Origin of the sequence: Caulobacter mirabilis (assembly GCF_002749615.1) — a bacterium.
Lineage (GTDB): Bacteria > Pseudomonadota > Alphaproteobacteria > Caulobacterales > Caulobacteraceae > Caulobacter > Caulobacter mirabilis.
In genome coordinates this window covers 1,531,892-1,558,198 of record NZ_CP024201.1, presented here as the reverse complement: position 1 = coordinate 1,558,198, position 26,307 = coordinate 1,531,892, and the positions used below count along the sequence as shown (strand labels likewise).

General features: G+C 69.0%; 30 protein-coding genes and 1 riboswitch. Of the genes, 13 read left to right on the top strand and 17 right to left on the bottom strand.

Translation table 11 applies throughout. The annotated features are described in order from the left end of the window. The first annotated feature begins 206 nt into the window (after positions 1-206). The 5 genes from CSW64_RS07650 to CSW64_RS07630 all read left to right on the top strand — a co-directional run bounded on the left by CSW64_RS07650 (position 207) and on the right by CSW64_RS07630 (position 3,515). Positions 207-725: a dihydrofolate reductase gene (locus CSW64_RS07650; protein ID WP_099621557.1), complete on the top strand. Its 519-nt coding sequence runs from the start codon at positions 207-209 to the stop codon at positions 723-725. Then, positions 722-1,120 carry a hypothetical protein gene (locus tag CSW64_RS07645; protein WP_099621556.1) on the top strand — a complete coding sequence of 133 codons (399 nt, stop codon included), beginning with the start codon at positions 722-724 and terminating at the stop codon, positions 1,118-1,120. Before CSW64_RS07650 ends, CSW64_RS07645 begins: the two co-directional genes overlap by 4 nt. Further along, positions 1,120-1,503, top strand: coding sequence for a hypothetical protein (locus CSW64_RS07640; RefSeq protein ID WP_099621555.1), 384 nt, complete (start codon positions 1,120-1,122; stop codon positions 1,501-1,503). The genes CSW64_RS07645 and CSW64_RS07640 overlap by 1 nt, the downstream gene beginning before the upstream one ends. Positions 1,504-1,554: 51 nt before the next feature. Next, a complete protein-coding gene (locus tag CSW64_RS07635) occupies positions 1,555-2,466 on the top strand; it encodes an SMP-30/gluconolactonase/LRE family protein (protein ID WP_099621554.1) in 912 nt (303 codons plus the stop codon). Between the two features lie 119 nt (positions 2,467-2,585). Next, positions 2,586-3,515, top strand: coding sequence for an SH3 domain-containing protein (locus CSW64_RS07630; protein WP_245863893.1), 930 nt, complete (start codon positions 2,586-2,588; stop codon positions 3,513-3,515). Between the two features lie 28 nt (positions 3,516-3,543). Here the strand turns inward: CSW64_RS07630 and CSW64_RS07625 are convergent, their stop codons facing one another. Then, positions 3,544-4,644, bottom strand: coding sequence for an NADH:flavin oxidoreductase (locus CSW64_RS07625; protein ID WP_099621552.1), 1,101 nt, complete (start codon positions 4,642-4,644; stop codon positions 3,544-3,546). Positions 4,645-4,779: 135 nt separating this feature from the next. Here CSW64_RS07625 and CSW64_RS07620 point away from each other — a divergent pair, with 135 nt between their 5' ends. Then, on the top strand, positions 4,780-6,633 hold the full coding sequence (locus CSW64_RS07620) for an alpha/beta fold hydrolase (RefSeq protein WP_099621551.1): 1,854 nt from the start codon (positions 4,780-4,782) through the stop codon (positions 6,631-6,633). 13 nt (positions 6,634-6,646) lie between these two features. On the opposite strand, the gene CSW64_RS07615 is transcribed toward CSW64_RS07620, so the two are convergent. From CSW64_RS07615 to CSW64_RS07590, 6 genes are all read right to left on the bottom strand, one after another. Continuing rightward, entirely contained in the window at positions 6,647-7,858 is a 1,212-nt protein-coding gene (locus CSW64_RS07615; RefSeq protein ID WP_099621550.1) for an acyl-CoA dehydrogenase family protein, read from the bottom strand. Positions 7,859-7,863: 5 nt separating this feature from the next. Beyond that, positions 7,864-8,154, bottom strand: coding sequence for a putative quinol monooxygenase (locus CSW64_RS07610; protein WP_099621549.1), 291 nt, complete (start codon positions 8,152-8,154; stop codon positions 7,864-7,866). Between the two features lie 110 nt (positions 8,155-8,264). Further along, a complete protein-coding gene (locus tag CSW64_RS07605) occupies positions 8,265-8,789 on the bottom strand; it encodes a hypothetical protein (RefSeq protein WP_099621548.1) in 525 nt (174 codons plus the stop codon). A 76-nt stretch (positions 8,790-8,865) separates the two neighbouring features. Next, the gene (locus CSW64_RS07600) at positions 8,866-9,228 is read right to left on the bottom strand and encodes an iron chaperone (RefSeq protein WP_099621547.1); all 363 of its coding nucleotides are present in this window, start codon (positions 9,226-9,228) and stop codon (positions 8,866-8,868) included. A 392-nt stretch (positions 9,229-9,620) separates the two neighbouring features. Next, positions 9,621-9,860, bottom strand: a complete 240-nt coding sequence (locus tag CSW64_RS07595) for a hypothetical protein (RefSeq protein ID WP_099621546.1) — start codon at positions 9,858-9,860, stop codon at positions 9,621-9,623. 470 nt (positions 9,861-10,330) lie between these two features. After that, complete coding sequence (locus CSW64_RS07590) at positions 10,331-10,765, bottom strand: helix-turn-helix domain-containing protein (RefSeq protein WP_099621545.1); 435 nt, start codon at positions 10,763-10,765, stop codon at positions 10,331-10,333. 81 nt (positions 10,766-10,846) lie between these two features. Between CSW64_RS07590 and CSW64_RS07585 the strand changes: the two genes are divergently transcribed. Then, complete coding sequence (locus CSW64_RS07585) at positions 10,847-11,068, top strand: helix-turn-helix domain-containing protein (protein ID WP_099621544.1); 222 nt, start codon at positions 10,847-10,849, stop codon at positions 11,066-11,068. 11 nt (positions 11,069-11,079) lie between these two features. Next, positions 11,080-11,571 carry a helix-turn-helix domain-containing protein gene (locus tag CSW64_RS07580; protein WP_245863856.1) on the top strand — a complete coding sequence of 164 codons (492 nt, stop codon included), beginning with the start codon at positions 11,080-11,082 and terminating at the stop codon, positions 11,569-11,571. Between the two features lie 364 nt (positions 11,572-11,935). Here CSW64_RS07580 and CSW64_RS07575 read toward each other — a convergent pair whose 3' ends face one another. The 3 genes from CSW64_RS07575 to thiC form a co-directional block, all read right to left on the bottom strand. Continuing rightward, a complete protein-coding gene (locus tag CSW64_RS07575; RefSeq protein WP_099621543.1) occupies positions 11,936-13,366 on the bottom strand; it encodes an AAA family ATPase in 1,431 nt (476 codons plus the stop codon). 114 nt (positions 13,367-13,480) lie between these two features. Further along, positions 13,481-14,230, bottom strand: coding sequence for a DUF4272 domain-containing protein (locus CSW64_RS07570; protein ID WP_172448494.1), 750 nt, complete (start codon positions 14,228-14,230; stop codon positions 13,481-13,483). Positions 14,231-14,421: 191 nt separating this feature from the next. Further along, on the bottom strand, positions 14,422-16,275 hold the full coding sequence (gene thiC / locus CSW64_RS07565) for a phosphomethylpyrimidine synthase ThiC (RefSeq protein ID WP_099621541.1): 1,854 nt from the start codon (positions 16,273-16,275) through the stop codon (positions 14,422-14,424). 59 nt (positions 16,276-16,334) lie between these two features. Next, positions 16,335-16,423: riboswitch (TPP riboswitch) on the bottom strand. A gap of 88 nt (positions 16,424-16,511) precedes the next feature. On the opposite strand from thiC, the gene CSW64_RS07560 reads away from it, so the two are divergent. Together CSW64_RS07560 and CSW64_RS07555 are read left to right on the top strand one after the other, a co-directional pair. Beyond that, positions 16,512-17,324: a hypothetical protein gene (locus tag CSW64_RS07560; protein ID WP_099621540.1), complete on the top strand. Its 813-nt coding sequence runs from the start codon at positions 16,512-16,514 to the stop codon at positions 17,322-17,324. 53 nt (positions 17,325-17,377) lie between these two features. Beyond that, positions 17,378-17,896: a RidA family protein gene (locus CSW64_RS07555; RefSeq protein WP_099621539.1), complete on the top strand. Its 519-nt coding sequence runs from the start codon at positions 17,378-17,380 to the stop codon at positions 17,894-17,896. 7 nt (positions 17,897-17,903) lie between these two features. On the opposite strand, the gene ypfJ is transcribed toward CSW64_RS07555, so the two are convergent. The 3 genes from ypfJ to CSW64_RS07540 all read right to left on the bottom strand — a co-directional run bounded on the left by ypfJ (position 17,904) and on the right by CSW64_RS07540 (position 19,929). After that, positions 17,904-18,761, bottom strand: coding sequence for a KPN_02809 family neutral zinc metallopeptidase (gene ypfJ, locus CSW64_RS07550; RefSeq protein ID WP_099621538.1), 858 nt, complete (start codon positions 18,759-18,761; stop codon positions 17,904-17,906). A 57-nt stretch (positions 18,762-18,818) separates the two neighbouring features. Next, complete coding sequence (locus CSW64_RS07545; RefSeq protein WP_150131358.1) at positions 18,819-19,217, bottom strand: hypothetical protein; 399 nt, start codon at positions 19,215-19,217, stop codon at positions 18,819-18,821. Between the two features lie 148 nt (positions 19,218-19,365). Then, positions 19,366-19,929, bottom strand: a complete 564-nt coding sequence (locus CSW64_RS07540) for a tetratricopeptide repeat protein (RefSeq protein ID WP_099621536.1) — start codon at positions 19,927-19,929, stop codon at positions 19,366-19,368. Between the two features lie 64 nt (positions 19,930-19,993). Here CSW64_RS07540 and cuyA point away from each other — a divergent pair, with 64 nt between their 5' ends. Next, positions 19,994-20,992, top strand: coding sequence for a D-cysteate sulfo-lyase (cuyA, locus tag CSW64_RS07535; RefSeq protein ID WP_099621535.1), 999 nt, complete (start codon positions 19,994-19,996; stop codon positions 20,990-20,992). Next, the gene (gene cuyB / locus CSW64_RS07530; protein ID WP_425430367.1) at positions 20,989-21,645 is read left to right on the top strand and encodes a cysteate racemase; all 657 of its coding nucleotides are present in this window, start codon (positions 20,989-20,991) and stop codon (positions 21,643-21,645) included. The genes cuyA and cuyB overlap by 4 nt, the downstream gene beginning before the upstream one ends. A 98-nt stretch (positions 21,646-21,743) precedes the next feature. Here cuyB and tauD read toward each other — a convergent pair whose 3' ends face one another. Next, a complete protein-coding gene (tauD, locus tag CSW64_RS07525) occupies positions 21,744-22,601 on the bottom strand; it encodes a taurine dioxygenase (RefSeq protein WP_099621533.1) in 858 nt (285 codons plus the stop codon). A 147-nt stretch (positions 22,602-22,748) separates the two neighbouring features. On the opposite strand from tauD, the gene CSW64_RS07520 reads away from it, so the two are divergent. Then, the gene (locus CSW64_RS07520) at positions 22,749-23,237 is read left to right on the top strand and encodes a YbjN domain-containing protein (protein ID WP_099621532.1); all 489 of its coding nucleotides are present in this window, start codon (positions 22,749-22,751) and stop codon (positions 23,235-23,237) included. 47 nt (positions 23,238-23,284) lie between these two features. Here the strand turns inward: CSW64_RS07520 and CSW64_RS07515 are convergent, their stop codons facing one another. From CSW64_RS07515 to CSW64_RS07505, 3 genes are all read right to left on the bottom strand, one after another. After that, the gene (locus CSW64_RS07515) at positions 23,285-24,673 is read right to left on the bottom strand and encodes an MFS transporter (RefSeq protein ID WP_099621531.1); all 1,389 of its coding nucleotides are present in this window, start codon (positions 24,671-24,673) and stop codon (positions 23,285-23,287) included. 84 nt (positions 24,674-24,757) lie between these two features. After that, entirely contained in the window at positions 24,758-25,426 is a 669-nt protein-coding gene (locus CSW64_RS07510) for a TetR/AcrR family transcriptional regulator (RefSeq protein ID WP_099621530.1), read from the bottom strand. Between the two features lie 79 nt (positions 25,427-25,505). Beyond that, on the bottom strand, positions 25,506-26,270 hold the full coding sequence (locus tag CSW64_RS07505) for an SDR family oxidoreductase (protein WP_099621529.1): 765 nt from the start codon (positions 26,268-26,270) through the stop codon (positions 25,506-25,508). Between the last annotated feature and the right edge of the window lie 37 nt (positions 26,271-26,307).

The following is a 26,307-nucleotide window of genomic DNA, read 5'->3' as shown; positions in this document are numbered from 1 at the left end:
TCGAATCCGTCGTGCGTCCTTCGAGACGCTCGCAAGGCTCGCTCCTCAGGACGACGAGGTCAGAAAGCCCCCCACCTTCGTCATGGTGAGGAGCGGACCCTCAGGTCCGCGTCTCGAACCACGCAATTCGGCGCGCGACTTCTCTCCCGCAATCTTCCGCCTGCTCAAGCTTCCCGCCCCGCCCGACGCTGCGCTACACAAGCCCCATGAGCCTGATCCCCATCGCCCTCGGTCCTGTCGCCGTCGCCCGCAACGGCGTCATCGGGCGGGACAACGCCCTGCCCTGGCGGCTGAAGTCGGACCTGGCGATCTTCAAGCAGGTCACGATGGCCAAGCCCGTGATCATGGGCCGCAAGACCTGGGACAGCCTGCCGCGGAAGCCGCTGCCGGGCCGGCTGAACGTGGTGCTTTCGAAGGACGGCTCGTTCGCGCCCAAGGGCGCGGTGGCCTGCGAGGATTTCGCCGAGGCGCTGGAGATCGCCCGCGAACAGGCGGCCGAGGATGGCGCCGAGGAGATCTGCGTCATCGGCGGCGTGGCGCTGTTCAGGCTGGCCCTGCCGAAGGCCCGGCGCATGTATCTGACAGAAGTGGACGCCGAGCCACAGGGCGACGTCTATTTTCCGCCGTTCGCGGAAGAGGATTGGAAAGAGGTGCGGCGCGAGCCATATCCTGCGGGTGAAGGCGACGACCATGCCTTCGTCTTTCGCGTACTGGAGCGGAAATGATCGCACGACTGACGACGACTGCGGGCCTGGCGGCGACCCTGGCCCTGGCGGCCGGAACGGCCCAAGCGCTGCTGCCGCCGCAGTACTACGAGGAGGCGCGGACCAGCGCCCGCGACGTGCTGACCATCGAGATCTCCGGCGTCGGCAAGCCGTCGGGCGACTATGGCGACTGCGCGGTCAGCGGCACGGTGATCGAGGTCGAGCGCGGCTCGGCCTTTAAGGTCGGCCAGAACGCCACCCTGCAGGTCGCCTGCATCGCCGGCCCCGGCAGCCCCCCGCCCGGCCCGCGCATCTGGCACGACGTCAGCCGCCTGAACGGCGCCAAACGCCTCAAGGCCTGGACCAACGGCGGCGCGGTCGCCCGCGACCAGGTCGAACTGTTCGGCCGCCGCTGATGACGGCGGCCGCGGCGGTCCTGGCCGCCCTCGCCGTCGCGACGCCGTCCGACGCCTCGATGGACATCATCGAAGCCGCCCGCCGCGACGCGCCCAACGTCGTGGTCTTCCACGTGGTGCGGGTGCGAACGCCGCTGTTCCGCGACCAGGGGATCTGCACTGTCGACGGACGGGTGATCCGGTCCGAGCGCGGGACGCTGTTCGCGCCCGACGCCGCGATCCGGCTGAAGGTCCCCTGCGCCCGGCAGGACGCGAGGACGCCCGACGGGCCGGTTCGCTGGGTCGACATGCCGGCGCTGAAGCGTTCCGGTCACGGTCGCGCCCACCTTGACGAAAAAGGCGCCCTCGTCCTGGGCGAATACGAACTCTACGACTTGCACTGACCCTGCGTCAGTCGGTTCACTCTCTGCAAAACAAGCCAGAGGGAGCGAACCATGGAGATCGAGCTGGTCGCGGAGGGGCTGCGGTTCCCCGAAGGTCCCATCGCGATGCAGGACGGCTCGGTGATCCTCACCGAGATCGCCGGCCAGCGCCTGACCCGGATCACGCCGGATGGCCGCAAGGAGACCTTCGCCGAGACCGGCGGGGGACCGAACGGGGCCGCGATCGGGCCCGACGGCGCGGTCTGGGTGACCAACAACGGCGGCAGCTTCGACTTCCAGGAGATCAACGGCCTGCTGATCCCCGGCCCGACTCCGCCAAGTCACAAGGGCGGCTACATCCAGCGCATCGATCCGAAGACCGGCAAGATCGACACCGTCTACGACCAATGTGACGGCAAGCCCTTCAACGGACCCAACGACCTGGTCTTCGACAAGTCCGGCGGCTTCTGGTTCACCGACCACGGCTGCAGCACGCCGGAAGGCCGCAAGCACGGGGCGCTCTACTACGCCAGGGCCGACGGCTCGAAGGTCTCCCGCGTGCGCGAGCACATGATCTCGCCCAACGGCGTCGGCCTCTCGCCGGACGAAACGGTGGTCTACATGGCCGACACCATGCTCGGACGGCTCTGGGCCTTCGACATCGTCGAGCCCGGCGTCCTGGCCGAACCGCCGCCGTTCCAGCCTGGTCGGGTGGTCTGCAACCTGCCGGGCTATCAGCTGCTCGACAGCCTGGCCGTCGAGGCGAGCGGCAAGGTCTGTGTGGCGACCATCATTAACGGGGGAATCACCGTCTTCGACCCGTCGGGCGCGACCGAACACTTCCCCTTCCCCGACCTGCTGGTGACCAATATCTGTTTCGGCGGGCCCGAAATGACCACCGCCTGGGTCACAGCTTCCGGAACTGGGAAGCTTTACAGGGCGAAATGGCCACGCCCGGGCCTGAAACTGAACTTCAACGCCTGATTAAGCTCGCCAATACGTTGTCGGCGCTAGTCGAGCTTGGCGCACCCTGTTATCTAGCCGACGGCCTATTCAGGGAGAGGGCGTAGATGAAGATCACCACCCCCATGGTGTGGGCGAGCATGCTCGCCATGACGATTCCGGCGACCGGCGCTTGGGCGCAGACCAAGCCGGTCAAGCCGAGCGGCGCGCAGCGGATGCAGGTGGACGCGATGTCCCAGGTGCCGCAGTGCTCGCGCAAGCTCGGCACGCTGTCGATCATCGACGGCGACGACGTCGCGGGCTGGCGCCAGTACAATCTGGCTTCGCCGCAGAAGCTGCTGCGCGTGATCGTGCAGCGGTCGGGCTGTTTCAACCTCGTCGATCGCGGCGCCGGCCTCAACGCCGCCCAGATCGAGCGCGGCATCGGCAGCGACCTGGGCCTGCAGCGCGGCTCGAACGTCGGCAAGGGCCAGGTCAAGGCGGCTGACTACGTGCTGGTCGCCGAGGTGCAGGCCAAGGACTCCGACTCCGGCGGCAGCGCCGTGGCCGGCGCCGTGGGCGGCCTGATCGGCGGCGGCTTCGGCGCCCTGGTCGGCGGCATCAAGACCAAGAAGCTCGAAGCCAACACCGTCCTGTCGCTGACCAACGTCCGCACGACCGAGACGATCGCGGTCCAGGAAGGCTACGCGGCCAAGAACGACATCGGCTGGGGCGTCGGCGGCGGCGCGGGCTTCGGCGGCGCCGTGGGCGGCGGCTACGAAGACACCGAGATCGGCCGCATCGTCACGCTGTCGTTCATCAACGCCTACAGCAAGATGGTCGGCGAGCTGGGCCTGGCCACCAACGGCGGCCAGCCCGCCGCGGCCGCGGCTCCGGCCAAGACCTTCACCGCCACCCGCGCGATCAACATGCGCGCGGCGCCCGACGCCAAGGCCAAGCTGGTCCGCAGCCTGCCGATCGGCGCGACGGTCTATCCGACCGGCGAGAAGAACGGCATGTGGTGGCAGGTCGCCGACGAGAACGACAACGTCGGCTGGGTGCTGAACACCGGCCTGGAGCCCTCCCGGTAAGGAGGGCCGCAAGCTCGGCGATGGGCTGCTAGTACAGCACGCCCATCGCCTGGCGCTCGAACGGCTTGAGCTCGTCGTTCCGCCCCTGCTTCACCTTGGTCGCCCATTCGGGGTCCTGCAGCAGGGCGCGGCCGACGGCCACCAGATCGAACTCGCCTCGATCGAGGCGCTCCAGCAGCCGGTCCAGCGTGGCCGGCTGACTTGATTCTCCCCCGAAGGCGGCGATGAACTCGCCGCTCAGCCCGACCGAGCCGACGGTGATGGTCGGTTTGCCGATCAGCTTCTTGGCCCAGCCGGCGAAGTTCAGGTCGCTGCCCTCATATTCAGGCTCCCAGAAACGGCGCTGCGAGCAGTGGAAGATGTCCGCGCCAGCGTCAGCCAGCGGCCGCAGCCAGGCTTCCATCTCCGCCGGCGTCTCGGCCAGCTTGTGGGTGAAGTCCTGCTGCTTCCACTGCGACAGGCGGATGATCACCGGGAAGTCCTCGCCGACCTCGGCCCGCACCGCCTTGAGGATCTCGACCGCGAACCGCGACCGCTCCGGCAAGGTCTTGCCGCCCCAATGGTCGTCGCGAAGGTTCACCCCGCCCCAGAAGAACTGGTCGATCAGATAGCCGTGGGCGCCGTGCAGCTCGACCGAGTCGAAGCCTAGAGCCTTGGCCGCGCCGGCCGCCTTGCCGAAGGCGGCGATGGTGTCGGCGACCTCCGCGTCGGTCATCGCCTCGCCGAACTGATGGCCGGGCGAGGAATAGCCGGAAGGGCTGTCGTACGCGCCCGGCGGGGTCCAGTCGGGATCGCGGGTGCGGACCGCCCCGACGTGCCAGATCTGCGGCGCCATCACGCCGCCGGCCGCGTGAACCTCGTCGATGACCGTCTTCCAGGCCGCCAGCTCGGCGTCGCCGTGAAAGCGCGGGACGTTCCTGTCGTTCAGCGAGGCCGGGCGGGCCACGCCCGTGCCCTCCGACACGATCAGGCCGACATCGTGCTCCGCCCGGCGGCGGTAGTAGTCCGCCACCGCCTGTGTCGCCACGCCGTCCGGCGAGAACGACCGCGTCATGGGCGCCATGACGATGCGGTTCTTCAGGGTCAGCGACTTGACCTTGAAGGGCGAGAACAGGTGGTCAGTGGACACGAGGCGCGGCTCCCGGCTGGCGAAGGCTCGAGGTTAAACAGTTGTTCGAACCCTCAGCCATGGAGTTTTTCTTCAAGACGCCCCCAGAACAACGTTATGCTGAATCGTCCGGAGAGGGACGGACGGGGACGGACCTTGCACGACGGGGAAGCGCATAGCCTGCCCGATCTCCTGCGGGCGCGGCTGGCCGAGGGCCGGCCGGCCCAGGGGATCATCGACGGCTGGGAATGGCTCGAGCGCTCGATCGCCAGCGAGCCGACGCTGCTGACCGAGGCCTTGATCGAGGCCTCTCGCTTCGCTCCGGAACAGGGCGCCGCCGCTGTCGCGCCGCCTTCCGCCCTGGGCCGGGCCGTCATCGATCCGAAGGGCCTGGTGATCGAGGCCGATCCCGTCTTCAGCGCCTGGTTCGGCTCGGCGCCGGACGAGACGACGTTCCGCCGGCTGATCGAGGCGGCGGCCAGGGCCGGCCAGGCGTTCGGCCTGGTCGAGACCGCCGACGGCTCCGTCATCGCCGCCTGCGCCGGCCTGCGGAGCGCCGCGACCAGCTGGCCGCTGTCCGACGGAGCCCGACGCGCCCTGGAGGCGAGCGCCGCGCGCGTGGCGCTGCTCTGTTTCGCGCCGTCACGCGTCGGCGAACTGGCCCGCCGGGCGACCGAAGCTTTCGGCTTCACGCCCCTGGAAGCGCGGCTGGCCGAAGCTCTGCTCGACGCGCCGAACCTGGGCGCCGCGGCTGAGCGGATCGGCGTCGGCCGCGAGACCGCCCGCGAAGCGTTGAAGAAGGCCCTGCGCAAGGCCGGCGCGCGCCGCTCGCCAGACCTCGTCCGCCGGCTGATGGACCTGATGTGCGGCGACCATCCTCCGCCCCGGAGGTTGGAGGCCGTGCTGGCCGCCAGCTTCGGCGCCACGGCGGCGGAGGCCCGCGCCGCCGCGCGCTTCGCCAGCGGCCTGACCGCTCGCGAGGTCGCCCACGACCTGGGCCTCAGCGAAACGACCGTGCGGGGCCAGCTCAAGGCGGTGTTCGCCAAAGCGGGGGTCGGCAAGACCAAGGACCTGGTCCGGCTCGCCTCGGAGACCGGCGCCCTGGCCGCCTTGACCGACGCGGCCGAGACCGTGCTGGAGCCGGCCGACCGCATTGGCCGCCTGCGGGTGGTGGCCGACGGCGACCGGCGGATCGGCCTGACCGACTACGGCCCCCGCAGCGGTCGTCCGGTGGTCGTCATGCACGGCGCGGGAACCGGCCGCCGCCTGCCCGCGCCGCTGGTCACGGCCCTTCAGGCGCGCGGCTTCCGCCCGATCACGCCGCAGCGCCCCGGCTACGGCCTGACCGACGTCGCGCGCGGCGACTACCTGGGCCAGGCGGCGGACGACATGGCCCGGGTGCTGGACGCGCTGCATATCGATCGCGTGCGGTTGGTGGTCCGGGATTCCGGGACGCCGAGCGGCCTGCGTTTCGCGGCGGAGCGCTCCGACCGGGTCGAGGCCGGCCTGGCGGTGAATCCCAAGCTGCCGTCCGCCCGTCATGCGCCGGCCATCCGAATCCCGGCCAGCCTGATGGGGACCGTGGCCCGCGCCTTCATCACCAGCCCCCACATCATCGAGCTGGTCGCCGAGACCCTGCGCCGGCAGACGCGGACCGAGCTGCTGGCCGACGTGATGCGCCAGGCCCTGGCGGCGCCGCCCTGCGACAGCGCGACCCTAGAGCAGCCCGGCGTGCTTGAGACGTTGGTCCGCGACGCCCAGGGCATGTTCGCCAGGACCAGCGCCGGCTTCGCCGCCGAGCACCGCGCCTATTCCGAGGGCTGGGCCCCGCCCGAGGTCGTCGGCGGCGCCGGCTGGATCGTGGTCGAGGGCGAGGCGGTGGCCCTGGCCGGCAACCGCGAGGCCTGGAACGGCCTGCCGAACGTCCGCTACCGCCTGATCCCGGACGCCGGCCTGCTGATCTACTTCCAGGCCCCCGACCTGATCGCCGATCTGGTCGCCGAGGCCTGAGGCTCCTGAGGTCTCAGAGCCCCAGAACCAGCTTGGCCATGATGTTGCGCTGGATCTCGTTCGAGCCGGCGTAGATCGACGCCTTGCGATAGTTGAAGTAGGCGGGCGCCGCCGGTCCGGCGTGATCCGGCCCTGGCCGCGGTTCGTTGGTCGCGGACCAGGTGTCCTGGACGAACGGCGCGGCGTAGTTTCCGACCGCCTCAAGGGCCAGTTCGGTGATCGCCTGCTGGGTTTCCGACCCCGCGCATTTCAGCATCGAGGAGGCCGGCCCCACCGGCTCGCCCGACCCCATCGCCGAGAAGATGCGCAGCTCCGTGGCGTTCAGGGTCGCGACCTGGATTTCCATCTCGGCCAGCTTGCGCTGGAAGTCGCGGTCGCCGATCAGCGGCTCGCCGCCGTCGCCGAACTCCGCCGAGGCGATCGTCCGCACCTTCTTCAGGGCGTGCATCAACGCCGGGGCGAAGGCGTTGCCGCGTTCGAACTCGAGCAGATACTTGGCGTAGGTCCAGCCCTTGCCCTCTTCGCCGATGCGGTTGGAGACCGGGACACGGACGTTGTCGAAGAAGACCTGGTTGATCTCCTGCTGGCCGTCGGCCGGACCGTCCAGCGTCGGCAGCGGCTTCACCGAGACGCCGGGCGTGTCCATCCGCAGAAGCAGGAAGGAGATGCCCTGCTGCGGCTTGCCGCTGGCGTCGGTCCGCACCAGGCAGAACATCCAGTCGGCCCACTGGGCGTGGGTCGTCCAGATCTTGCTGCCGTTCAGGACATAGTCGTCGCCGTCACGCTCCGCCTTCATCGACAGGCTGGCCAGGTCGGAGCCGCTGCCCGGCTCGGAATAGCCCTGGCACCACCAGATGTCCGACTGCAGGATCGGCGGCAGGTGCTGCTTCTTCTGCTCGTCCGAGCCGAAGGCCATGATCACCGGAGCGACCATGGTCAGGCCCATGGGCGAGGAGCGCGGCGCGCCGGCCAGGCTCATCTCCATGTTGTAGATATAGGCCTGCGAGGAGGTGAAGCCCGGCCCGCCGTGCTCGACCGGCCAGTTCGGCGCCGCCCAGCCGCGCGCGGCCAGCAGCTTCTGCCATTTCACCTGTCCGGCCTTGTCGAGATAGCCGTTCTTGGACTGCGACATCTGCTTGCGCAGGTCGGCGTCGTAGTGCTCGGCGATCCAGTCGCGGACCTCGCGCTGGAAGGCCTTGTCCTCTTCGGAGAACGCGAGGTCCATCGGCGTTACTCGACGCCGTCGAGGTACTCGATCGACGGCGCGGCGGCCATCGTCGGACCCATGGCCGCGCCGGCGGCCTTGAAGTACTCGGTCGAGCCGTGGGCCTTCAGCGCGTCGGCGGAGGCGTAGACCTCCAACACCTTGTAGACGCCCTCTTCCGTGCGGCTCTTGGTCAGCTGGTACATCAGGCAGCCCGGCTCGTTGGCCTTCACCTTGGCGGCCAGGTCCAGGAAGACCTTCTCGAACTCGCTCGCCTTGGCGGGCTGCACCTTCAGGGTCGCGACTACGCCGATCATCCGTTCCTCCCGAACACTTGTTTGAAGTGCGCGCACCATGCGGCGGCCCGGCGGCCGGCGCAAGGGTGACGTGGAGGGAAGTGGACGATCGGCGCGGCGACGCCGGGTGATCAGGGCTTGGTCGTCCAGCCGGCGGCCGGATCCACCCAGATCACGCGGTCGGGAACCTTGGCGGTGTCCTTGCCGACCGTGAGATAGGCGTCCAGACCGCCCTCGCCGGGCTTGTAGGCGACGCAGCCCTCCTGTCCGGCGTAGGGCGCGTACATCTCGCCCAGGCCCTTGCGGACACGCGCGACCGTCGCCTCGTCCGCCGGCTTGCCGTCCTGGTACACCTCGGCCTTGTCGACTCCCTTCAGGGGGCTGCAGACGGCGCCGTCGCGCACCACGACCGGCGTCGACATGGTGATGCCGACCCAGGGCTTCCGCGACAGGCGTGCGTCGATCCGGTTCACGATCGCGCCGTCGGCGGCGAAGTCGAAGTGGTTCAGCACCACGCAGGACTTGTTGGCCGCATCCGGCGTCTGGCACAGCAGCTGGCCGGCCCGCGCCGGCGCCAGCGGGTCGCCGATCTTCAGAGTCGGTTCGGCGGACGTCGTCGCCGCCGCCATCACGGCGGCCAGAGTCAGGATCAGCATCACGTATTCCTCCCCGATCTTGTTTTCATGGCCGGGTTTGCACGCCCCGGCTCTCCGTAGAGGCGAATTTGGCCGATCACCCCACCTGCTGGCGAGCGATATTCCATCGGACGATGCGCCGGACCAGGTCGTCGGACGGCGGCGCGTCCGGGGCGAACCGCACCGTCCCCTTGCTGGTCGAGAAGCCCGCCAGCTCCTCGGCGAACGCGTCCATCACCGCGCCCGGATAGAAGCTGCAATGCCGGGCCGCCGCCCCCAGGTGCGCCACCGCCTTGCCGCCGACCTTGAAGGTGGGGATGCCGTAGCTGATCCCCTCCACGGCGTCCGGCGCGGCCGACAGGATCACCGCCCGCAGCCGGCGCAGCGCCGCCTGGTAGGGCTCGGGCACGGCGGCGAGATAGGCCTCGACGGCGGCGGCGGGGACGGCTGAGGCGCGCATGGCGGGCTCCTGCGACGGCGACGGGACCAGACTAGCCGAAGGACGCGCGGGCGGAGCGGATTCCGACATCGCGCCGGCGCGGCGGACGTCCTCGCTGTCCCGCCCGACGGAAAAGGCGCCGGCCGGCGGCGGCCGGAACGGGGAAGAATGCGGACGCGGACGGCCGCCCCGGCCAGGATCGGACGCCGCCCGCCCGGCCGCGGGTCGGCGCCCTCCCCTCGCGGACGAGGCGGGACGGCGGTCGACGAAGGCGAAGGCGGCGCTCATCGGCGCAGTATGCGCCCGGCGGACGGGACGGGGATAAGTCGCCGGCCTGACGGCGGGACGGTTGTCCCGGGAAGGGGCCGAATGTCTCCGGATGTCTCCGGACTATCCGTCCCGGGAGTCCCGCTTCAGTCGAGCCGCTCGATGCGCCCGATGCGCAGGCGGCCGACGGTCAGGTCGTCGACCTGCAGCCGCCGCACCCGCGCCCGGCCGACCGCGAGCCGGCCGATCGCCAGGGCCCCGACGGCGACCGCGCCCAGAGCCAGGGCGCCGAGCATGAGGCCGCCCAGCGCCGCCGCCCCCACGGCGTCGGCGCCGACGGCGACGGCGGGCGCTGAGGCGGGCTTGCTGGGCGCTTGATCGGCCATGGCGGAAGAATGATCCAGACGCGGGACGGCGCAACCGCTTTCGGCCCCCCGTCCTCCCTTACCTCCCCTGCTTTCCTTCTCCTCCCCTTCAGGGGAGGGGGACCGCGCGAAGCGTGGTGGAGGGGCCCAAAGGCGTATCCGCCACGACGCACCCTCAGCCCGGCCGCGAGGAGGGAAACCCCGCCTTCGATCTCATGGATGCAAGCGTGCCGGGCGGACCGGGCTGGTCAAGGACGGGCCTGCGGCCCGCCGCGCCGCGGCCGCGCGGCGCGCGGTCCTTGAGCAGCCCGGACCGCCCGGCGATCGTCTCGCCATGAGATGAAGGGACGGGTGTGGGAGCACCTATCATCCGTATGTCCCCGCGCAGGCGGGGACCCAAGCCGAACCGGCGGCTTAGCGGGTGGAGGACCGGCAGCCTCAGCTTGGATCCCCGCCTGCGCGGGGATGGACGGAGTTGGGTTGAGTTCCCCCTACCCCGCCGAGACCTCCCGCGCGCCGTCGCCGACCGCCAACACCAGCGCCGTCAGGCGCGAGCGGACCGGCCCGGGCGGCACGGCCAGCCAGGCCGCGGCCAGTTCGGCCCCGCCGGGCGCGGCCAGCATGTCGGCCACCAGCCCGGTGATCTGGCCGGGTCGAGGCCCGCCCTTCCCGCCGCCGCCCGTCTCCAGCCCCTCGAAGAAGGCCCCCGGCGCACAGCCCAGCGCCCCGGCGATGGCGTGCAGGACCGAGGCGCTGACCCGGTTGGCCCCGCGCTCGTACTTCTGGATCTGCTGGAAGGTCACCCCGACCCACGCGGCCAGCACCTGCTGCGACATCCCCGCCCCGCGCCGCCTCAGCCGGATCGCCCGTCCGACGTGACGGTCGACGGGGTGGGGTTCGGGTTTGGCGTCATGCACTCGACCCATGGCTGCGCCGGCTCCTGTCAGGACGAAAATACACACCGACAGTGTGTAGAACAGACTCGCGCGCCCGCGCAACCGTCGCGCGTGGCCGAGAACGCAGACCTCATCGCCCTGGGACGGGAAATCCGCCGGCGCCGCAAGGCGCTCGGCATCAGCCAGGAAGCCCTGGCCGAACGCGCCGGCCTGCACCGCAACTACATCGGTTTCCTGGAACGCGGAGAGCGCAATCCGGCGGCGACGACGGTGTTCGCGCTGGCGCGGGCGCTGGGCGTCAGCGCGGCGGCGCTGGTGGCGGACGTCGGCTGAGGCCCGGCCGCATGACGGACATGCGGCGCCGCGTCGGGCAAAACGTGAAACGGCTGAGGCTCGCCGCCGGCCTGACCCAGGAGCAGTTCGCCGAACGCTCCGGCTTCGGCCAGCAGTACATCAGCGACCTGGAACGCGGCCGCCGCAACCCGACGGTGATGAGCCTTTATGAGCTGGCTCAGGCGCGGCTCCATCTGCAGATCACTTCACCGCCTAGACTAAAGAAGACCAGCACATCAGAAGGGTATCGGGAGAGCAAATTGCTCAGATCAGCAATGAATACGCCCCTAGTCAAACCGACCAGATCCGCCGCCACTTGCCGCATCTCTTTCGATCTTTCTGAGTTCTGCCCTTCCAAATCCTACGAGCTCTATTGCCTGATCGTGCCAATCGCCGCCTTTACCGATAGATTGGCCACCACCGGTGGCCACCTTAAGAAGAACAGGATCGGCAGATTCCTGTGCCCTAAAAAGATCTCTCTTGTATGCGATATGACAAACTAACCGCTCCGGTTTAGGCAAACTCGCCACCCCAGATATTGCAAGTATATTTGTGAGCATACCTGCAAACTGCTCCTTTATAGATCCCCAGGAGCCGGGACCAACTCCCGACTTCAGCTCCACTATATGAGCGTGAATTTTGTCATTGTTCTGAAAAAGAAATGCACCATCGGCGCATTTCTTAAGCGCACTCCAGGCTAGAGGCGGCTTATCCCCGGGGTTTCTTATAGCCAAACAAGGACTGCTTGCCTCAAATGAGACAATTCCACTCCCCCCCGCATTCCTTTCCTCCACCTGAACAATTGGCCCGACCTCTATTGAAACGTGCTCACGAACAAACCGGCCCTGCTCAAAATTTGAGAACATTCTAGTTCTCCAAGTTTGTGCTAATAGTTTCCTCAGCAAGCTCTATTAACGTCTCATTCAACGAAGGAACAGCAAATCCCATATCCGTAGCATCGAGCCGCACCACCTTCGTCGCGCTACGAGATTTCACAAACTCATAGCAATGAGCAGAATCGAGATCGATCAATTCATTATCCACATACCCATATCGCTTCATTAAATCTTCCTTGGCAGGATGACGATGAAGACGGCCCAGAACATTTATTTGCTGAACAAATGTGTCGCTATGAGTTGTTAGCGCGACAGACACCCCGTCACTTAATAGCCGCGCAATAGCTCGAGCCATTGCGCGCTGAGCACTTAAATGCAGATGCGCCTCAGGCTCTTCCAGGACAAGCCCCTGATCAATATTGTGCCCGTTCAGCAAGTACAAAAAGGGAGCCATCTCGCTAACAAGCGACGAGGTGGCATGCAGAGGCAAGTTCACCTTCGCGCCCTGAGGCGCATAGGAAAACCGCCCATGCTGCTCTCCGTCACGAGAGACCTTTCCCCGAACCACCTCTCCCTCCAGAAAATCAGCTATCTCGGAGAAACGCCCAGGCTTTGCCCCTGCAGGAGCACGCGTCAGCGCCTGCAGAAAGCGCACAGTGCCAAGCGGCAGATTTACACTCGCAGTGCCATCTGCCGATAGCGTAAAATTCTCCAAAAGCGACGAGTACAGGGAAGGCAACGAAAGCATCAACCCACTTCTAGCAGCAGGCATATATATCGATGACGACCTTCCCGCATCCAAATCTGCGGAAATAAACTTCTCAACTATTGATATAAAGAGCTCATACACAGAGTCAGAAGCATATACACTCAACATCTGAGCTGAATAGTCTTCAATCCTTTCCTCCACCCCGGATTTCTCGAATTTCTTCCCAGATATTTCCCAAGAAGAGGGAGAAGGAAAATCTGACCTAAGGAACGAAAATTTATTCGTGTCAAAAGCCGGCGGCAGCTTCGGCCGCTTCTTAATCCAAATGGAGCCCCTGAGGCGAATGGACAGGTTTTCGACAGGGACCCCCTCATAGGAGAGAACCCGACGAGCTACCTTGATGCCATTTTCGGCGAGCCAGGGGTTTAGTACAGCCTCAATATCCTGCCCCCTTATCTCTAGAGGGCTAAATTGCTCCGCCACATGGTCACGCTCTACCCAAGAACGAAACCACTCCGGCACAAGAAGCTTATCTTGAGATTCCCCCGCGAGCATAGCTGTACGGAAATTTCGAAATGCCCAAACTAGGTTGGCGAGATAGCTCTTTCCAGTATTGTTCCGCCCGACGAAAATCAGAAACTTCGCTAGATCGATTTTCCCGTGGGTGATGGGTCCAAACCGAGTGAAGGAAATGCGTGGCAGCGGCATAACAGCATCGCTTTTACGCACGCAGATTCCGAGCAATTCAGCCATATGCGCCTAGAGTCCCATCCAGCAGGTTCGGCATAGATCTTACAGGTGGATCACCTAATCAGCCGTTTCGAATAGTCAACGCGCAACCTGAGTTAGGCGAGAGATAGCCCCCCTTCACGTATCCGTCCCAACCTCCTCCCAGTCCGCCCGCTCCCCGTAGCCGATCAGCCAGTTCAGGGCCTGGTGGCGTTCCATGGTGACGCCGCCGTGGAGGCCGGCGGGCGGGTCCTTGCCGTCGATGCCGGCTTGGCGGACGGCCCAGTGATAGCGGTAGATCAGGTCCGTCTCGCAGAGGACGTCGTTGGCGCGGCGCAAGCCCTTGGCGGCGAGGTCGTCGAGGTCGGGGGTGTCGCGGATCACGTCGACCAGGTGGTCGACGTCGCAGGGCTCGCGCGGCGGGCCGAGCACGCCGTCCACGTGGCCTAGCGGCCAGAGCAGCGCCCAGGCGGCCTCGTAGCGCCAGCTGAACTGCACCCGGTCGTGCGTCGAGGGGGCGGGATCGAGGACGAAGGCGCGCTCGCGGTCGGTGAAGAGCGGCAGGGCGCCCCGCTCGGCCACCAGCTCCAGGAATTCGTCCTGCGGGAAGTCGACGCCCTTGGCGGCGACCAGGGTCAGGGCCAGCAGGCGCTCAGCGACCTCGCGCGGCGCGCGCAGGGCGACCTCGGCCTCGCTCTCGATCACCGGCAGATGCGGGTTGATCGGCACGCCCTCGCCGCGGAGGACGTCCTCGGCCCAGGCCTTGCGCATCGGCTGGTCGCCGTAGAGCCGGACCGGCGGCGCGTCCGGGTCCGGCGGCGGCAGCTCGATCGTCGCCAGGACGGGGGTCTTGGGCCGCTGGCCCCGCAGCTTGTCCAGCCAGTTCACGCGCGGGGTCTCCTCATTGTGACGTGGGGAGGCGAACATGGCGCGGGGCGGTTCGGCAAGGGCGCTGCCCCTCCTCCGATCGTCCCCGCGAAGGCGGGGAGCCAAGCTGACCGTGCGGCTTCACCGCCTTGGACAGATTGACCCCCCGCTTGGACCCCCGCCCTCGCGGGGGCACACGGTTCTAAAAAGGCCTAGACCTTCACCTCGATCTCGCCGCCCAGTTCGCGGAACTTCTTGCTCATCTCGGCCATGCCGGCTTCCGCCTCGGCGCCCGCGACGGGGGCGTTCGGGGCGATGCCGGCGGCGTATTCCCGCACCTCCTGGGTGATCTTCATCGAGCAGAACTTCGGGCCGCACATGCTGCAGAAGTGGGCCGTCTTGTGGGCTTCCTTCGGCAGGGTGGCGTCGTGGAACTTGCGGGCCGTCTCCGGGTCCAGGCCGAGGTTGAACTGGTCCTCCCAGCGGAACTCGAAGCGGGCGCGGCTGACGGCGTCGTCCCGCAGGTGGGCGGCGGGGTGGCCCTTGGCCAGGTCGGCGGCGTGGGCGGCCAGCTTGTAGGTGATGACGCCGGTCTTCACGTCGTCGCGGTCCGGCAGGCCCAAGTGCTCCTTGGGCGTGACGTAGCAGAGCATCGCCGTGCCGAACCAGCCGATCATCGCCGCGCCGATGGCGCTGGTGATGTGGTCGTAGCCGGGGGCGATGTCGGTGGTCAGCGGGCCAAGCGTGTAGAACGGCGCCTCGTGGCAGTGCTTGAGCTGCTCGTCCATGTTCTGCTTGATCTTGTGCATGGCCACGTGGCCGGGGCCCTCGATCATCACCTGGCAGCCGTGCTCCCAGGCGACCTTGGTCAGCTCGCCCAGGGTGCGCAGCTCGGCGAACTGGGCCTCGTCGTTGGCGTCACGCGTGCTCCCCGGGCGCAGGCCGTCGCCGAGCGAGAACGACACGTCGTAGGCGCGCATGATCTCGCAGATCTCGTCGAAGCGCTCGTACAGGAAGCTCTCGCGGTGGTGAGCCAGGCACCACTTGGCCATGATCGAGCCGCCGCGGCTGACGATGCCGGTGACGCGCTTGGCGGTCAGCGGGATGAACGGGAGACGGACGCCGGCGTGGATGGTGAAATAGTCCACCCCCTGTTCGGCCTGCTCGATCAGGGTGTCGCGGAACACCTCCCAGGTCAGGTCCTCGGCGACGCCGTTGACCTTCTCCAGCGCCTGGTAGATCGGCACCGTGCCGATCGGCACCGGGCTGTTGCGGACGATCCAGTCGCGGATGTTGTGGATGTTGCGGCCGGTCGACAGGTCCATGACCGTGTCCGCGCCCCAGCGCGTGGCCCAGACCATCTTGTCGACCTCGTCCGCCACGGTGCTGAGCACGGCGGAGTTGCCGATGTTGGCGTTGATCTTGACCAGGAAGTTGCGGCCGATGGCCATCGGCTCGACTTCCGGGTGGTTGATGTTGGCCGGGATGATGGCGCGGCCGCGGGCGATCTCCTGGCGCACGAACTCGGGGGTCACGAAGTCCGGGATGCTGGCGCCGAAGTCCTCGCCGTCGCGGACGCAGGGGGCGTTCTGCTCGCGGCGCAGGTTCTCGCGGATGGCGACATATTCCATCTCCGCCGTGATGATCCCGGCGCGGGCGTATTCCAGCTGGGTGACGGGTCGGCCGGCCTTGGCGCGGAAGACCTTGCGGTTCACCGCCGGGAAGGCCGGGGCCAGGTGGCGGCCCTGGGCGAAGCCGTTGTCCTCGGGCTTCACCTCACGGGGCTCGGCGACCTCTTCCACGTCGCCGCGGGCGGCGATCCAGGGCGCGCGGATGGCGTCCAGGCCGGTCTCGATGTCGATCTTGGCGTCCGGGTCGGTGTAGGCGCCCGAGGGGTCGTAGACCGTCAGCGGCGGCTCGTTGGCCGAGGGGTGCAGCGCGATCTCGCGGAACGGCACCCGCAGGTCGGGGAACAGCTCGCCCGAGGCGTAGACCTTGCGCCCGCCCAGGCGCGGGCCGATGGCGACGTCGTCGGTCTTCGGCGTGACAGGCGTGTGAGCGTTCATGGCGCGGTTTCCCAAAACTGCGCCGGCATAGGGGACTCCCCCCTCTTGCGGGGAAGCGGTCTCTCCCTTCGCCGGCATGACCCGGATCAGGTTCGGCGCGTCACGGCTTCAGCCGAATCTCAGCGCCTTGAGCGGCGCCCCGCGGAGAACGGGCGGAGACTAGGCCGGAGGCGAGGCCGGGGCAAGCGATGGACACGGACCGTCCGGGCCGACTAGGCTCTCCTCGGGGGAAGTCCATGTCTCGAACACTCTCGCTGCGGTCGCTGGCCGCCGACGCCGGCGCCGTGCTCAAGGCGCGATGGATCGCGATCCTGCTCGTGCTCCTGGCGGCTGGACCGGTCTGGATCACGCTGCAGCAATCCTGGCGGCTGGGCGGTCTGGCCACGATGCTCTTTCTTGATCCGCAGGGCCCCTTCGTCCTGACCGCCGTCCTGGTCCTGATCGAGGCGGTGGTCGGCGGCCTGCTCATCCACCTGACCCTGACCGCCGCCGAACCCTGGCGTTCCCGCGAGGCGCTGGCGAAGGCGTGGCGGGCGACGACGCGCGCTCTGCCGGCGCTGCTGGCGATCGGCCTGGCGGCGCGCCTGCCCTCGGTGGCGGGCGAGGTGCTGTTTCTGATGGCCCGACAGGCGGCCGAGGCGCCCGACGCCAACTTGCCGCTGCTGGGGAGCCTATCGGCGGGCGCCGGTCTCGCCGTCGCCGTTTTCCTGACCCTGACCTCCGCCGCCCTGCTCCCCGCCCGGGCGGCCGCGATGGCCGAGGGCCTATCCCCGTCGGCGGCGATCCGCAGAGGACTGGCCCTCACCCGCCGCCTGGCCTGGCCGATGATCGGGCTCTTTCTGCTCGGCGCCGCGCCGATGGCGCTGGCGGTCGCCCCGCCGATCGCCCTCGCCGTCATCGATCCCCAGTGGCGGGAGGTCACGGCGGCCGCGACCGGACTCCTGACCTGGCCGCTGCGTGCGCCGGGGCTCGTTCTCTCCGCGCTCGTCTATCTGGCGCTCGTTCGCCCCGGCGGCCCGGCCGCCGAGCAGGATCGCGCCACAGGTTGAACGCCGTTCTTGGAGATGACAGGGTCCGCGTCTTCGTCCGCCGGAGCCTCGCCATGCGCCCTGCCCTCGCTCTGCCGCTCATCGCCGCCATCGCCATGCCCGCGGCGGCCCAGCCGACCTATCCGGTGAAGATTCCCGCCCCCGGCGGCGAGGTCGTCATCCCCTCCGCCCGCCATCAGGCCTCCTACGACGAGTTCCACTACGCGCCGGCCCGGCGGATCGGGGACGTCATCTATGTCTCCGGCGTGATCGTCGGCCCGGCGCCGGACGAGGGAACCGACGCGGCCGCCTTCGAGCAGCAGGTGCGGCGCGCGTTCAGGCAGCTCGACGCGACCCTGAAGGCCGCCGGCGCGAGCTTCGACGACGTGGCCATGATCAACAGCTTCCACGTCTGGGAAGGGCCGAACGCCCCGATGCCGCGCGGCGACCAGATCACCATCATCAACAAGGTGAAGGCCGAGTACGTGAAGGGCCCGCATCCGGCCTGGACGGCGGTCGGGACCACCGGCCTGCTCTCCCCGCGCGGCGTGGTCGAGATCCAGCTGATCGCCTACGCCCCGAAGGGCGGCTGAACCGCCGCTACAGCCGCCGCGCCTTGAAGGTGTCGCACTGGCCGGGGTCGCCGCTCTCGTAGCCGACACGGAACCAGCGCATGCGCTGCTCGGCGGTGCCGTGGGTGAAGGCGTCCGGCACGACGCGACCCTGGGTGCGGCGCTGGATGGTGTCATCGCCGACGGCGCTGGCCGCGCCCAGACCCGACTCCAGGTCGCCCTGCTCCAGCGTGATCCTGCCGCCGGACGCGGCGCCGGCGTGGGCGGCCCAGACCCCGGCGTAGCAGTCGGCCTGCAACTCGACCCTGACCGCGCCGCTCTCCGCCCCGCTGCCGCCGCGGCTGTTGCGCAGCGAACCGGTCAGGTTCTGGACGTGATGGCCGACCTCGTGCGCGATCACATAGGCCCGGGCGAACTCGCCTTTGGCTCCGAACTGACTCTCCAGCTCGTTCCAGAAGCTGAGGTCCAGATACACCTTGCGGTCGTTCGGGCAGTAGAAGGGCCCCATCGCCGCCTGGCCGGTTCCGCAGCCGGTGCCGGTGGCCTGGTCGTAGAGCACCACGTCCTCCGGCGGCGCGTAGCGCTGACCGGCGCGCTGGAAGAGCTGGCTCCAGACGTCGGTCGTCGAGGTCTCGATCACGTCGACGAAGGCGCCGGCCTGGTCCTGCGGGCTGCCCTGCTTGCCGGCCTGCTGCTGGACCTGGGCCCCCGTCCCGCCGCCCTCGCTGACCATGTTCATGACCTGGCCCGGATCCATGCCGAACACGAAGATCCCGATCAGGGCGACGACGATGCCGCCGACACCGATCCCGCCGACCGCTCCGACCGGCCCGATCCCGCGCCGATCATCGATATTCCCCGATCGCCTGCCGCCTTCCCAGCGCATGGGCGTCTCCTCCCTTGGATCCGTAGGTTCAGGCTGCCCCCAAACGGCGGCCCGCGTCTAGCGCCTGTCGCTGCTCCCGGCGATCGCCTTCACCCGCGCGTTCGAGCGGGCCATGGCCTCGGCCATCAGGGCGTCCATGCGCGCCTGGTCAGCGGTCAGCGCGGGCGTCGGACGCTCCGGCGGCGGCGCCATCTCGATCGTCGAGGGCGCCCGGCGCGGCAGCGTCGCCGACGGGCCGCCGGCCAAGGCGTCCGACGGCATCGACCGCAGGGTCGCCTCCGTCTGGGCGCGCTGGCGGCGAGCCTCCGCCTCCAGCCGCCAGGCCAGAGCGTCGCGCTCTGCGTCCCGCTGGGCCTGCAGGGCCGCGGCCCGTTGGCGCTCCCAGGCGGGATCGGCCTGGGCCAGGGCCGGCCCGGCCAGAACGACAGTCAGCAACACGGTCGCGGCGGCGCGCATCATCCGCTCCAGATGGGGTCCGCCTGTCTAACGCGCGAGCGCGCGGATCGTCTCAGCAACGGATGGGGACATGCTCCCGAAGGGTGCGTGTCCCCTGGACTTGCGATCATGGGACACGCACCGGCTTCGCCGGAGCATGTCCCCGGCCCTAAGGCCTCGCCACCGTGAACCGCGTCAGCTCCTGGCGGGGGGCGTCCCAGTCGGGTCGCAGCTCCAGGGCCTTCTGGTAGTCGAGCCAGGCGGCCTTCATGTCGTCCAGGCCTTCCCAGGCCAGGGCGCGGTTGAAATCGGCCTTCTCCGGCTCGTCGGGGCCCAGCGCCAGGCCGCGGTCGATCTGGTCCACGCCCTCGCGATAGCGCCGCTGGGCGATGAAGGCGGCGCCGCGGTTGACGAAGGCCTCGCCCAGTCCCGGCTCCAGCGCCAGGGCGGCGTCGAAGTCGCGGCCGGCCTCGGCGTAGGCCTTGCGGCGCAGCTGGATGACCCCGCGGTTGACCAGGGTGCCGGCGCGGTCGCGACGCAGCAGCGGCTGGCTTTCCAGGGCCTGGGTGCAAACCTCGATCGAGGCGCGGTCATCCCGCCCGGCGATGGCCGCCTGGGAGCAGGCGTTGGCCATGCCGCCGCCGAGCACGAAGGCGGCGGCCGAAGCAGCTCCGGCGGGCAGGAGAAGGGCGGCGGCGAAGACTAGGAACGCGAACACGACTTTCGGAGACATGGCGTCGCCTCGCTGCGTGCTGGTGTATGAAGGCAGCATAACACAGTTGCGCCACAGGATTCGCATGAACCTCGCCAAGTTCCCTCGCGCCCGCTTCGCGCACCTGCCCACGCCGCTGGAACCCGCGCCGCGCCTGAGCGCCGAGCTCGGCATCGATCTGTGGATCAAGCGCGACGACTGCACCGGCCTGGCCGGCGGCGGCAACAAGACCCGCAAGCTGGAGTTCCTGCTCGGCGAGGCCCTGGAACAGGGCGCCGACACCCTCATCACCCAGGGCGCGGTCCAGTCCAACCATGTGCGCCAGACCGCGGCGGCGGCGGCCAACTTCGGCATGAGCTGCCGGATCATCCTGGAGAACCGCACCGGCAACCAGGCGGACGACTACCTCTGGAACGGCAACGTACTGCTCGACCGCCTGCTGGGCGCCCAGATCCGGACCGTCGTCGCCGGAACCGACATGAACGCCGAACTGCTCGCCGAGGCCGAGGCCGTGCGCAAGGCCGGCGGGACGCCCTACATCATCCCGGGCGGCGGCTCGAACGCCGTCGGCTCGCTGGGCTACGTCGACTGCGCGCTGGAATTGGCGGCCCAGGCCAACGACGAAGGCCTGGTCATCGACCGCATCGTCACCGCCACCGGCAGCGCCGGCACCCAGGCGGGCCTCGTCGCCGGCCTGGCGGTCAGCGGCGCCGACATCCCTGTGCTCGGCGTCGGCGTGCGTGCGCCCAAGGCCAAGCAGGAGGAAGCGGTGTTCAACCTGGCCGTCGAGACCGCCGGCCGCCTGGGTCACGCCGACCGCGTCACCCGCGACCTGGTCGTCGCCGACTGCGACTATGTCGGCGAAGGCTACGGACTGATCGACCAGGCGGTGGTCGAGGCGCTGAAGCTGGCGGCCCGGACCGAAGGCCTGCTGCTGGACCCGGTCTACACCGGCAAGGCGATGAAGGGCCTGATCGCCCTGGCCCGCCAGGGCGCCTTCGAGGGGCAGACGGTGGTCTTCCTGCACACCGGCGGCGCCCAGGGCCTGTTCGCTTACCGCGACGAGCTGGACGCGATGCTGTGAAAACCCTCGGGGTCCTGGGCGGGATGGGGCCGGCGGCGACGCTGGACTTCCTGGCCAAGCTGCAGGCGGCGACGCCAGCGGCGCGGGACCAGGACCACCTGCGGGTGCTGGTCGACATCAACCCGCACGTCCCCGACCGCAACGCCGCGGATACGGAACCGGGACCGGTGCTGGCGGAGATGGCCCGCAACCTGGCCCGGGCCGGCGCGCAGGTCCTGGCCATCGCCTGCAACACCGCCCACGCCTTCGCCGACGACGTCCGGCGCGGATCGGGCCTGCCGCTGATCGACATGATCGACGTCGCGGTCGAAGCGGCACAGGCCGCCGGCGCGCGGCGCGTCGGGGTGGTCGGGACGCCGATGGCGCGGGACCTCTATGTCGAGCGGCTGGCGGCGGCGGAACTGACCCCCGTCCTGCTCGACGCCGAGGGCCAGGCGCGGTTCATGGAGACGCTCTATCGCATCAAGGGCGGCGACCTGGGGCCTGCAGTCCGCACGGCCATGACCGCCCTGCTCCGCGGCCTGTCCGCCGACGCCGTCGTCGCGGGCTGCACGGAGATCCCGCTGGTCGTGGCGCCGGAGGCGTTGGAGGTCCCGCTGATCGACGCCGGCGAGACGCTGGCGAGGCGGTGCGTGGCGGCGTGCCGGGGCTGACGCGTCTCGCACCGGGACATGCTCCGAAGGTGCGTGTCCCCTGAAGCGTCGGTCTCGGGGACACGCACCGCTTCGCGGAGCATGTCCCCACGCGCGGCCTAGGCCGCCCGGAACGTCGGCTTGTCCCCCAGCACCGTCGCCCGGGTCATGATCCGCCGGTGCGGCAGGAAGTCGTCCACGGCCCGGTGCTGGGTGCAACGGTTGTCCCAGAAGGCGACGTCGCCGGGCCGCCAGCGCCAGCGGACCACGAACTCCGGCTGCTGCACATGCTGGTTGAGGAAGCCCATGATCGCGCGGTTCTCCTCGCGGCGCAGACCCTTGATCCGGCGCGTGAACACCGAGTTGACGAAGATGCAGGGCTCGCCCGTCTCGGGATGGGTGCGGATCACCGGATGGGTCACCGGAGGGTTGGCGGCGACCGCCTTCTCGTACTGCGCGCGCCCGGCTTGCGATCCGGCCAGGCCGTCCGGCGTAAAGGCGTAGGCGAAGTCGTGGATCGCCTCGAGCCCTTCCAGGAAACGCTTCATCGGCTCCGACAGCGCGCGATAGGCGGCCGTCATCGACGACCACATGGTGTCGCCCCCGACCGGCGGCAGCTGGCGGGCGGCCAGGATCGAGCCCATCGGCGGCGTATCGATGAAGGTGACGTCCGTGTGCCAGAAATTGTTGTCGGTCGGATTGTCGACGTGGTTGTCGATAACCATGATTTCGGGATGCTCGGCGTTCCGGTCGTACAGCGGATGCACGTGCAGTTCGCCGAACCGCGCGGCGAAGTCGCGCTGCTGGCCGGGGGTCGCCTCCTGCCCCTCGAAGAAGATCACCTGATGATCCAGCAGGGCCTGGCGAATGTCGGCGATCAGGTCGTCCGACGCCCGCTCGGCCATGTTCACGCCGCGCAGGATCGCCCCGATGGCGGGCGTCAGAGGCTCGATCTGCAGAACGTTGGAGCGGGTCATGAGGCTCGTCCTTGGCGGCGCGCCGAGCGCCGGAGCGAACACTGTTCCGCCGCAACAGGCGGTGGACAACCCCCTAATTGAGGTAGGGCGCGCGCCGCCCGCGCTCTATGGTCGACGCCTAGAGACCCAGCTGGAGGGATTCGCAGCATGAAGAAGACCGTTTTCACCGCACTCGGCCTTGGCGCCCTGGGCGTCCTGGCGCTCGCCGCCGCCCCTGCTTCGGCCAAGCCCTACCCGGCCGGCGGCGTGACCGCCAAGGAAGTCGCCGCCGTCCTGCAGGCCAAGGGCTACAAGGCCGAGGTGACGCGAGACGACTCCGACGACCCGCTGGTGAAGAGCGCGGCCGACGGCGTGGACTGGAGCGTCTACTTCTACAACTGCACGAACGACCGCTGCGAGAGCATCCAGTTCTCGGCCGGCTTCGACCTGGAGCACGGGATCACCTACTCGAAGGCCAACGAGTGGAACTACACCAAGCGCTTCGGGCGGGCCGCCCTTGACGACGAGATGGACCCCTACATCCGCTACGACATCGACGCCGAGAAGGGCGCCAGCTCCGAGCAGATCGAACTGGCCGTCGACACCTGGCTGCTGGTCCTGCCGCAGTTCGTCGAGTTCGTCGGCTTCAAGCCCTAGAGGTCCCCAAGGCGCGCCTCCGAGGGGCGCGCCTTGGCGTCCACGTCCTAGCCCGCGCCGCGGTCCCGATCCTCGAGGCGGCGGCGCACCTCGGCATGGGCGGCGGCGTCCAGGCGGTAGCCGTGGATCAGCCCCGCCGCGCCCAGCGCCAGCAGCGCGGGGCCGAAGGTGAACATCGCCGACAGCGTCGTCAGGGCCGCCTCGGCGTTGGCGGCGCCCTTGGTCGGTTCGAACCCGACCCTGTCCAAGGCATAGAGGCTGCCGCCGACGGCCAGCATCGAACCGATCTTGACCGAACCGGTGAGCAGCGAGAACAGCAGCCCGGTGCGGTCGACGCCGCTGGACAGCCGCTCCTCGTCGCCAACATCGGCCATCATCGCCTTGAGCAGCACCGGCCCGGCCGCGAACGGCAGGCCCGCGACGAACATGGCGCAGAACAGGAAGACCACCGAAGGCGGCGCCACCAGCACCGACAGCTGGGCGAGGGCCCAGGCCACGCCGCCGATGGTCAGGGCGCGGTGCTTGCCCAGGCGATTGGCCAAACGGGTCCACAGCGGCGCGCCGACCAGGGCGCCGAGGAAGTAGAGGATCAGCGCCAGGCCCGCGAGGCCGCGGTCGATCCCCTTCACGGCGTCGAAGTAGAAGAACAGCAGCGTCCCCGCGAGCGCCAGGCCGGTGCCCCAGAGAATGTCGGCCCCGAGCAGCCGCAGGACCGTCGGCCGTTTCAGCAGAGCCCCGAAATGCGCCAGGCGCGGCGGCTCGTGATGCGGCTTCACCGGCGGCTCCGGCATGGCGGCCAGGGCCAGGATCGCGGCGACCGGCAGGATCAGCATCGCGAACCAGCCCATGGCCTGAACGCCGTCGGCGAAGGTTCCGCCGAAGCCGTACTTCACCAGCGGCGGCAGCAGCAGGATGACGATCATGCCCGTCGCGCTCATCGTCTGCCACCAGCCGTAGACGCGGGAGCGGTCCTCATAGGCCGGCGCGATGGTCGCGCCCCAGGCCATGTGGGCGAGCTGCCCCATCGACTGCCCCGCGAAGCCCACGATCAGCCAGATCAGGATGTAGACGCCCGTGATCCCCGGCTGGGCCATGAACAGCATGAACACGGCCAGCATGGCGATGGGCGCGCCAGCGACGAACCAGACGCGGAACCGCCCCCAGCGGCTGTTGGTGCGGTCCATCAGCAGGCCCAGGGCCGGATCGAACCACAGGTCGAAGAAACGCACCGCCATGAAGGCCCAGGCCAGGTCCGCCTGCCGCACGCCCAGATCGGTGGCGTAGTAGTTGGGCAGATAGGCCGTGACCGGCATCAGCATCGCCGCGAGCGGGATACAGGGCGTCGAGAAGATCGCCAGGCGCCAGGCGCTCAGCCTGACCCCGTTCGCGGACGCGTCCGCCGGGCGCGCGGCGCCCGCCTCCAACTCCAGAGCCATGTCCCGCCTCCCCTGCGGATCGCCCCCGGTCTTCCGGGTGGGTGAACAATGTTCACGGGCAATCGCGGCGCGCGCAAGGCGTCGTCAGGACCTCGCCGCCGAAACAGCGCGATTGGCCGCCTCCAATCGCACGCGCAAGGAGGCTCGCGCATCGTCCGACGCGAACCCGGCCAGCAGGGCGGCGAAGCCGAACAGGCTCTCCGCCTCCAGTCGATCGACCGAAATCGCGCCGCCGGCCCAGTCAGCCAGACCGCCGCCGACGACATGGACCAACATCGCGCCCAAGGCCTCCACATCCGTCTCGGGCCTCAATCCGCCCTCGGCCACCGCGGCCTCGACCATCCGCCGCCAGAACCGCACCCGCGGCTGGCGGATCGCCGCGGCGAAGGCGCCGTCCCGCCCGGCAAGGCCGTCGGTCATCATGGTGCGGTAGAAGCCGGGATCGCGGCGGTAGAGGTCGGCGGCGATCTCCATCGCCCGGAAGATCCGCTCGACGCCGCCGCCGCAGTCCGCCTGCGCCACCCGCGCCTCGAAGCGTTCCAGATCCTGGTCATAGACCCCGGCCAGGATCGCGGTCTTGGTCCCGAACAGATTATAGGCGGTCGCCGCGCTGACTCCCGCCCGCTCGGCGATCGCCTGCACCGTCACCGTCTCGCCGCCGACCTCGCGCAGCAGATCGTGCGCCGCGTCCATCAGACGGCGACGGCGATCTTCCTTGGCCTGTTCGCGGCGCGACGTGACGACGGCGTCCATCGGGTTTCCCTCCCTCGACGGACAGACTTAGAGATTGCGCCGGGGTCTTTGAAGACCCGCCCCGCGGAGGCCCGAATGGTCAGGTCCGCGTGATTGTCACCCCGCCGTCGGCCAGCAGCGTCGCCCCGGTCATGAAGCTGGACCGTTCGGAGGCCAGATAGAGCGCCGCCTCCGCGATCTCCTCCGGCGCGGCCAGGCGCTTGAGGGCGTGCAGCCCCTCGACGAAGGCGCGGGCCTCCGGCGTGTCGGCGACCGCCCGGCCCATCGGGGTGTCGACCCCGCCCGGCAACAGCGCGTTGGCGCGAACCCCGGCCGCGCCATACTCGGCGGCGATCACCCGGGTCAGTCCGACCAGGCCCGCCTTCGACGCCCCGTAGGCGGCCATGCCCGGAAAGCCGACCAGGTGGCCGACAAAGGTCGAGGTGAAGATCAGCGAACCGCCGCCCCGCGCGACCATGGCCGGGATCTGCGCCCGGGCGAGCAGGAAGGCGCTGGTCAGATTGGCGTCGAGGACCTCGCGCCAGACGTCCGGCCGGGTTTCCGCCGCCGGCGCGGCTTCGCCCGTCATCCCGGCGTTGTTGAAGGCGATGTCCAGGCCGCCGAAGCGGTCCATGGCCAGGGCGACGAGATCCGGCGCCAGGGTTTCGTCGCGGACGTCGCGGGCGAGGTAGGCGGCCTGTCCGCCCTCCGCCTCGATCTGATCGACCACCGCCGCCAGCTCGGCCTCGCGCCGGGCGTTGAGCACCAGCCGGGCCCCTTCCCGCGCGAACAGCAGCGCCGCCGCCCGTCCGATGCCCGAGCTCGCGCCCGTGATGATCGCCACCTTGCCGTCCAACGTCGCCATGATCCGCTCCTGATGTCTGATCGGGAGCGGCAGATGG

Bases quoted from the DNA above. Each gene is read 5' to 3' on its own strand.
- CSW64_RS07580 (WP_245863856.1), top strand. From the start codon at position 11,080: ATGACGGACATGCGGCGCCGCGTCGGGCAAAACGTGAAACGGCTGAGG.
- CSW64_RS07510 (WP_099621530.1), bottom strand. From the start codon at position 25,426: ATGGACGCCGTCGTCACGTCGCGCCGCGAACAGGCCAAGGAAGATCGC.
- CSW64_RS07560 (WP_099621540.1), top strand. From the start codon at position 16,512: ATGTCTCGAACACTCTCGCTGCGGTCGCTGGCCGCCGACGCCGGCGCC.
- CSW64_RS07650 (WP_099621557.1), top strand. From the start codon at position 207: ATGAGCCTGATCCCCATCGCCCTCGGTCCTGTCGCCGTCGCCCGCAAC.
- CSW64_RS07515 (WP_099621531.1), bottom strand. From the start codon at position 24,673: ATGGCTCTGGAGTTGGAGGCGGGCGCCGCGCGCCCGGCGGACGCGTCC.
- CSW64_RS07635 (WP_099621554.1), top strand. From the start codon at position 1,555: ATGGAGATCGAGCTGGTCGCGGAGGGGCTGCGGTTCCCCGAAGGTCCC.
- CSW64_RS07590 (WP_099621545.1), bottom strand. From the start codon at position 10,765: ATGGGTCGAGTGCATGACGCCAAACCCGAACCCCACCCCGTCGACCGT.
- tauD (WP_099621533.1), bottom strand. From the start codon at position 22,601: ATGACCCGCTCCAACGTTCTGCAGATCGAGCCTCTGACGCCCGCCATC.
- CSW64_RS07540 (WP_099621536.1), bottom strand. From the start codon at position 19,929: ATGTCTCCGAAAGTCGTGTTCGCGTTCCTAGTCTTCGCCGCCGCCCTT.
- ypfJ (WP_099621538.1), bottom strand. From the start codon at position 18,761: ATGCGCTGGGAAGGCGGCAGGCGATCGGGGAATATCGATGATCGGCGC.
- CSW64_RS07520 (WP_099621532.1), top strand. From the start codon at position 22,749: ATGAAGAAGACCGTTTTCACCGCACTCGGCCTTGGCGCCCTGGGCGTC.
- CSW64_RS07610 (WP_099621549.1), bottom strand. From the start codon at position 8,154: ATGATCGGCGTAGTCGCGACCCTGAAGGTGCAGCCCGCCAAGGCGAGC.
- thiC (WP_099621541.1), bottom strand. From the start codon at position 16,275: ATGAACGCTCACACGCCTGTCACGCCGAAGACCGACGACGTCGCCATC.
- CSW64_RS07615 (WP_099621550.1), bottom strand. From the start codon at position 7,858: ATGGACCTCGCGTTCTCCGAAGAGGACAAGGCCTTCCAGCGCGAGGTC.
- CSW64_RS07600 (WP_099621547.1), bottom strand. From the start codon at position 9,228: ATGCGCGCCTCAGCCGTCCCCGCCGCCGCCGTCGAGGCCTATCTCGCC.
- CSW64_RS07505 (WP_099621529.1), bottom strand. From the start codon at position 26,270: ATGGCGACGTTGGACGGCAAGGTGGCGATCATCACGGGCGCGAGCTCG.
- CSW64_RS07645 (WP_099621556.1), top strand. From the start codon at position 722: ATGATCGCACGACTGACGACGACTGCGGGCCTGGCGGCGACCCTGGCC.
- CSW64_RS07555 (WP_099621539.1), top strand. From the start codon at position 17,378: ATGCGCCCTGCCCTCGCTCTGCCGCTCATCGCCGCCATCGCCATGCCC.
- CSW64_RS07545 (WP_150131358.1), bottom strand. From the start codon at position 19,217: ATGCGCGCCGCCGCGACCGTGTTGCTGACTGTCGTTCTGGCCGGGCCG.
- CSW64_RS07630 (WP_245863893.1), top strand. From the start codon at position 2,586: ATGCTCGCCATGACGATTCCGGCGACCGGCGCTTGGGCGCAGACCAAG.
- CSW64_RS07595 (WP_099621546.1), bottom strand. From the start codon at position 9,860: ATGGCCGATCAAGCGCCCAGCAAGCCCGCCTCAGCGCCCGCCGTCGCC.
- CSW64_RS07640 (WP_099621555.1), top strand. From the start codon at position 1,120: ATGACGGCGGCCGCGGCGGTCCTGGCCGCCCTCGCCGTCGCGACGCCG.
- CSW64_RS07575 (WP_099621543.1), bottom strand. From the start codon at position 13,366: ATGGCTGAATTGCTCGGAATCTGCGTGCGTAAAAGCGATGCTGTTATG.
- CSW64_RS07605 (WP_099621548.1), bottom strand. From the start codon at position 8,789: ATGCTGATCCTGACTCTGGCCGCCGTGATGGCGGCGGCGACGACGTCC.
- cuyA (WP_099621535.1), top strand. From the start codon at position 19,994: ATGAACCTCGCCAAGTTCCCTCGCGCCCGCTTCGCGCACCTGCCCACG.